4 protein-coding genes and 2 pseudogenes are annotated in these 5,364 nt (G+C 70.8%); all 6 read right to left on the bottom strand.

Annotated features, from left to right (window positions below):
• On the bottom strand, positions 1 to 1,017 hold a 1,017-nt coding region (locus tag ABZV94_RS39870; RefSeq protein ID WP_356349711.1), incomplete at its 3' end, for a glycosyltransferase family 2 protein.
• Positions 1,018 to 1,172: 155 nt separating this feature from the next.
• Positions 1,173 to 2,081 carry a carbohydrate ABC transporter permease gene (locus tag ABZV94_RS39865; RefSeq protein WP_356349709.1) on the bottom strand — a complete coding sequence of 303 codons (909 nt, stop codon included), beginning with the start codon at positions 2,079 to 2,081 and terminating at the stop codon, positions 1,173 to 1,175.
• Positions 2,078 to 3,358 (bottom strand): sugar ABC transporter permease, encoded by a 1,281-nt coding sequence (locus ABZV94_RS39860; protein ID WP_356349712.1) that lies wholly within the window; start codon positions 3,356 to 3,358, stop codon positions 2,078 to 2,080. Before ABZV94_RS39860 ends, ABZV94_RS39865 begins: the two co-directional genes overlap by 4 nt.
• Before the next feature lie 70 nt (positions 3,359 to 3,428).
• A complete protein-coding gene (locus ABZV94_RS39855) occupies positions 3,429 to 4,811 on the bottom strand; it encodes an ABC transporter substrate-binding protein (protein ID WP_356349707.1) in 1,383 nt (460 codons plus the stop codon).
• Positions 4,812 to 5,025: 214 nt separating this feature from the next.
• A pseudogene (locus ABZV94_RS39850) lies at positions 5,026 to 5,292 on the bottom strand (hypothetical protein); the annotation flags it as partial.
• 1 nt (position 5,293) lies between these two features.
• Positions 5,294 to 5,364, bottom strand: a pseudogene (locus ABZV94_RS39845) (methyltransferase); the annotation flags it as partial.

Here is a 5,364-nt window from a genome sequence, read left to right as displayed (position 1 = left end):
GCGGTCTGCACGCACCAGGGCTGCCTGGTGGACAAGGTGACGGACGGCACCATCGACTGTCCGTGCGGCCAGCCGCAGGGCCCGGAAGGTGCGGTGCAGCCCGAAGCGGATCAGGCCGTGCCGCAGCCGCGGGCGCCCTCCCGGCACGCGGTGGCGGCGGTAGTGGGCCCGGGCCCGGCGCAGGAACTCGCCGTGGGTGCCGCGCGGCAGCCGGTCCCGCCGGGTGAACACCACGGCGTAGTGGTCGACCATCCGGCGGAACAACTCCGGGCGCCAGCGGGCCAGTTCGGGCCGGGCGTCGACGTACGCGAACACCCGGTCGTACTGCTCGAACAGGTCGAAGTGCTTGCGGCTGGTGGTGGTGAGGATGCTGCCCCGCCGGCGCTGCCGGTAGTGCACGCACACCCGGTCCAGGGTGGCGAGCGACTCGGCCGTCAGCAGCACCGGGAAGGTCCAGGGGGTGTCCTCGTAGTAGCCCGGCGGGAACGTGAAGCCGTGCCGGGCGACGAACTCCCGTCGGTACGCCTTGTTCCAGGCCACCATCAGCACCCGCAGCAGGCCCGGCCGGTCCTCCAGCCGGAACGGCGCCGGGCCCTGCTCGCCGAGCTGGGCGGCGAGCTGGTTGCGCACCTGGCTGCCGTCCCAGTGGGTGCGCGCGTAGTCGAAGACCAGGACGTCCGGGTCGCCGGTCTCCTTCAGCCGGTCGGCGACCGCCCGCAGCGCGTCCGGGGTGAGCGTGTCGTCGCCGTCCAGGAAGATCAGGTAGTCGCCGGTGGCCTCGGCGATCCCCGCGTTCCGGGCCCGGCCCAGCCCCTGGTTCGCGGCCAGGTGGACGGGCTTCACGCGCGCGTCCCGGGCCGCGTACTCGTCGATGACCGCGCCGCAGGCGTCGGGTGAGCAGTCGTCCACGGCGATCAGTTCCAGATCGGAATACGACTGCGAGAGCACCGAGTCCAGGCACTCGGGGAGATACGCCTGGACCTCGTACGCGGGAACAATGACACTGAACCTGGGCAAGGGACATCCATGGGTCGGTCGGCGCGGGCGTTCTGCCCGGGAACGGCCGATGGAGTGACTTGGTTACGGCCCCTACGGCATTCGGGCTACCGCGGGGGCACGCGAAGGGGCGGGCCACCGGCGGCCCGCCCCGTGCGAGATGCCCCCAGCCGCGGCTACTTGACCGCGCCCGCCATCACCCCGGACACGAACTGCCGCTGGAACGCGAAGAACACGGCCAGCGGGATCACCATGGAGATGAACGCGCCGGGCGCCAGCACGTCGATGTTGTTGCCGAACTGCCGTACCTGCGTCTGCAGAGCCACCGTGATCGGCTGGGTGCCCGACTTGGTGAACACCAGCGCCACCAGCATGTCGTTCCACACCCACAGGAACTGGAAGATGCCGAGGCTCGCGATGGCCGGCCCGCCGAGCGGCATCACCACCCGTGCGAACAGCCGGAGTTCACCGGCGCCGTCCAGCCGGGCCGCCTCCAGCAGCTCGCGCGGGATCTCCGCGAAGAAGTTCCGCAGCAGGAACACCGCGAACGGCAGGCCGAAGCCGGTGTGGAACAGGATCACCCCGAGGATCGTCCCGAACAGCCCGATCTTGCCGAACAGTTCGGCGATCGGGATCAGCGCCACCTGCACGGGCACCACCAGCAGGCTCACCACGCCCAGGAACCACCAGTCCCGGCCCGGGAACTCCATCCACGCGAACGCGTACCCGGCCAGCGCCCCGATCACCACGACCAGGACGGTCGCCGGAACCGTGATCAGCACCGTGTTCACCAGGGAGTTGGTGATGTCGGAGTTCTCCAGCAGCTTCTGGTAGCTGTCCACGGTGAGCTGGGACGGCTTGGTGAACACCGTCCACCAGCCGCTCGCGCTCATGTCCTGCGGGGTGCGCAGCGAGGAGATGAGCAGGCCGATCGTCGGCACCAGCCAGAACAGGCCCACGACGATCAGGACCACGCGGACCAGCCCGCCGCTCAGCCGCTCCGTGAGCCGGGACGCCACGGACTGCCGGGCCTTCACCGTCCCGGCCGGGTCCGCCTTCCCGATGCTTCCGGCGGTCGCCGTCATCGCCGCACCTCCCGCCTGAGCCGACGAATGTTGAACAGCATCACCGGGATCACCAGCAGCAGCAGGAACACCGAGATCGCGCTCGCGATGCCCGGCTGGCCCTCCGCGAAGCCCTTGCGGTACAGCTCCAGCGCCAGCACGTTCGCGTCGTCCTGGGAGGAGCCCGGGGCGATGATGAACACCAGGTCGAACACCTTCAGCACGTTGATCATCAGCGTGACGACGACGACCGCCAGCACCGGCGCCAGCAACGGCACGGTGACCTTGCGGAACACCTGCCACTCGGTGGCGCCGTCCACCCGGGCCGCCTCCAGCAGTTCCCGGGGAACGCCCGCGAGCCCGGCCGCGATCAGCACCATCGCGAAGCCCGCCCACATCCACACGTACGACCCGATGACCGCCGGGGTGACCAGCGCCGGGCCGAGCCAGTCGACCCCGTTGTACGGCTCCCTGAAGTTGCTCGCCGGCAGCCGCAGCAGCGCCCCGTCGGCCGCCGCGGGCAGGGTGAAGGTGCCGTCGCCGGACGCCTTCGTCGAGGCCACCACCTTGCCGTCCTTCACCGCCTCGATCCGCATCCCGGCATAGCCCACCTCGGACGGATCGGGCGCGCCGAGCTTCCCGACGCCCTTGCCGCGGGTGAAGTCCTGCCAGGTGGTGCCGGTGACCTTCCCCGGCTCGGGTTTCGCGGCGGCGGCCTTCTTCGCGCCGTCCGGCAACTGGTCCGGGGCGACGCCGACGAGCGGCAGGGCGACCGGCTGCCCGGCGTGCACGGCGGCCCGGGTGACGAAGCCGCCGCCCTGGGCCACGAGCGGCGACTCGCGGCCCGGGTGCGCCTTCGGGAACGCCGACGACTGCGCGAACGTGTCGTGCACGCCCACCCACACCGCGTTCGCGACGCCCTTGTCCGGGTCCTGGTCGTACACCAGCCGGAAGATGATCCCGGCGGCCAGCATCGAGATCGCCATCGGCATGAAGACGACCAGCTTGAACGCCGTTCCCCAGCGCACCCGTTCGGTCAGCACCGCGAAGACCAGGCCGAGCGCGGTGGAGACCGTCGGCGCGAACACCACCCACAGGACGTTGTTCTTCAGCGCGGTGCGGATGCCGTCGTCGGTGAAGAGGGTCTGGTAGTTGTCGAACCCGGCGAAGCCGTCGCCGGAGGCGTTGTAGAAACTGCGGACGAGCGAGTACCCGATCGGGTAGACCACGAGCGCGCCCAGCAGCACCAGCGCGGGCAGCAGGAACAGCACCGCCACGGTCCTGCGGGTGCCGGTCACGCTCTTGCGACTGCGGGGCGCGGCGGGACCCGGTGGGGCCCCGGCCGCGGCTGCCGACGCCATGACCGGATCAGCCCCCGTTCCCGTAGGCCGCCGCCGCGTCCTTCTCCAGCTTCGCCTGGGCGCCCGCGACGTCCTTCGGGTTCTTCAGGAAGTCCTGGAGGTCCTTCCACTCGCCCTTGCCGGGCGTCCCGCCGAAGGCCTGCGGGGCCTGGTCGGACATGTCGAAGCGGAAGTCGTCGCCGGACGCGATCAGCGCCTTGGCGATCTTCTGCTGCACGGCGTTCGGGTACGCCGAGATCGGCACGTTCTTGTTCGGCGAGAGGTAGCCGCCCAGCTTCGCCTGGATCGTGGCCGCGTCCGGGGAGGCGAGGAAGGTGGCGAGGGCCTGCGCCGCCCTGGAGTCCTTCAGGATCACCGCCGCGTCACCGCCGGAGACCACCGGCGCGGCCGAGCCGACCGCCGGGAACGGGAACACCTTCGCGTCCGTCCCCACCTTCGCCTTCGTCTCACCGATGTTCACCTGCACGAAGTCGCCCTCGTACACCATCGCGGACTTCGGCTGGTCGCCGCCGGTGAACGTCTGGGTGACCGACTGCGGGAACTCCGTCTGCAGCGCGCCGGTCTGGCCACCGGCCAGGTAGTCCTTCCTCCCCCAGATCTGGGCGAGGGTGGTCAGCGCCTGCTTCACCGACGGATCGGTCCACTTGATCTTGTGCTGGGCGAGCTGGTCGTACTTCTCCGGCCCCGCCTGCGACAGGTACACGTTCTCGAACCAGTCGGTCAGCGGCCAGCCGTCCGCGCCGGCCACCGAGAACGGGGTGACACCCGAGTCGTACACCGCCTGCGAGGCGGTCAGCAGGTCCTTCCAGGTCTTCGGCTCCTTGGCGCCCGCGTTCTCGAAGACCTTGGCGTTGTACCAGATCAGCGACTTGTTGGCGGCCTTGTAGTAGACGCCGTACTGCTTGCCGCCGACCTTGCCGATGTCCTGCCAGCCCTGCGAGTAGTTCTTCGCCAGCTCCCGCTGGGCCTCCGCGCCGAGCGGCTTGGCCCAGCCCTTCTCGACGGCCTGCTTGATCGCGCCGGGCTGCGGCAGCAGCGCCACGTCCGGCGGCTGCCCGCCCGCGATCTTCGAGCCGAGGAAGTTGATGATCGGGTCCTGCGCGGGCACGAAGGTGACCTTGGCGCCGGTCCGCTTCTCGAACTCGGCGAGGACCTTCTTGAAGTTGGCCTGCTCGCCGCCGGTCCAGACGGCGGCCACCTCCAGATGGGCGCCGTTCAGCTTCGGCAGGGTGACGGTGGAGCCGGCGGCGGCCCCGCTGCTCGTGTCCCCGTTGTCCTTCTTGTCGTCGTCACTGCCGGAGCAGGCCGAGAGCGCGAGCGCTCCCGTGAGCAGTGCGGCGAGTGTGGTGACGGCCCTGTGTGTCCGGAACGTGTTGCTCTTGCTGCGCATCACTTCCCCGTTCGTCGTTCTCCGTTGAACGCTGTTGAACGTCAGAACTCTGTCCCGTGCGGTCCGGTGTACGCCGGGCCGCGACGGGTGGGCAAGAGCGCCTGCGGTGTCCACCGGCTCATCGTGACCGCCTCGTGACCAGGGGCGCATGCCCGCGGATTTCCGGCGGCGCGTGGGGCCGGGCGGGTGCGCCGGGGAGTCCGCGCGGAGAAGGTCAGAGCAGGGAGGGCACCTGCGCCGCCGCGACCTCACGGGCCGCCCGCTCCACCGCGCTCGCCAGCAGTGCGAGGTCGGTCGGGCCGTTGCCCAGTTCCCGCACGGGCCGGCGGGCCGGCGGGTCGCCCATGCGCTCCCAGTCCAGCGGGACCACGGTGGGCCGCTGGGTCGCGGTCCGCGGGATACGGCCCGTCACCCGGCCGCCCTGGAAGCCGGTGGCCCGCCCGTCCGCGGACACCAGCGTGCCCCGTCCCGGCGCCGGCTGTGTTGACCTTGTCCGCGTCGATGAAGACCAGGTCGAAGGGGGCCGGGTTCTCGTCGGCGAGCTTGGGCAGCG

It is taken from the genome of Streptomyces sp. NPDC004658 (assembly GCF_040609555.1).
GTDB lineage: Bacteria > Actinomycetota > Actinomycetes > Streptomycetales > Streptomycetaceae > Streptomyces.
This window is presented reverse-complemented; position numbering and strand designations above follow the sequence as displayed.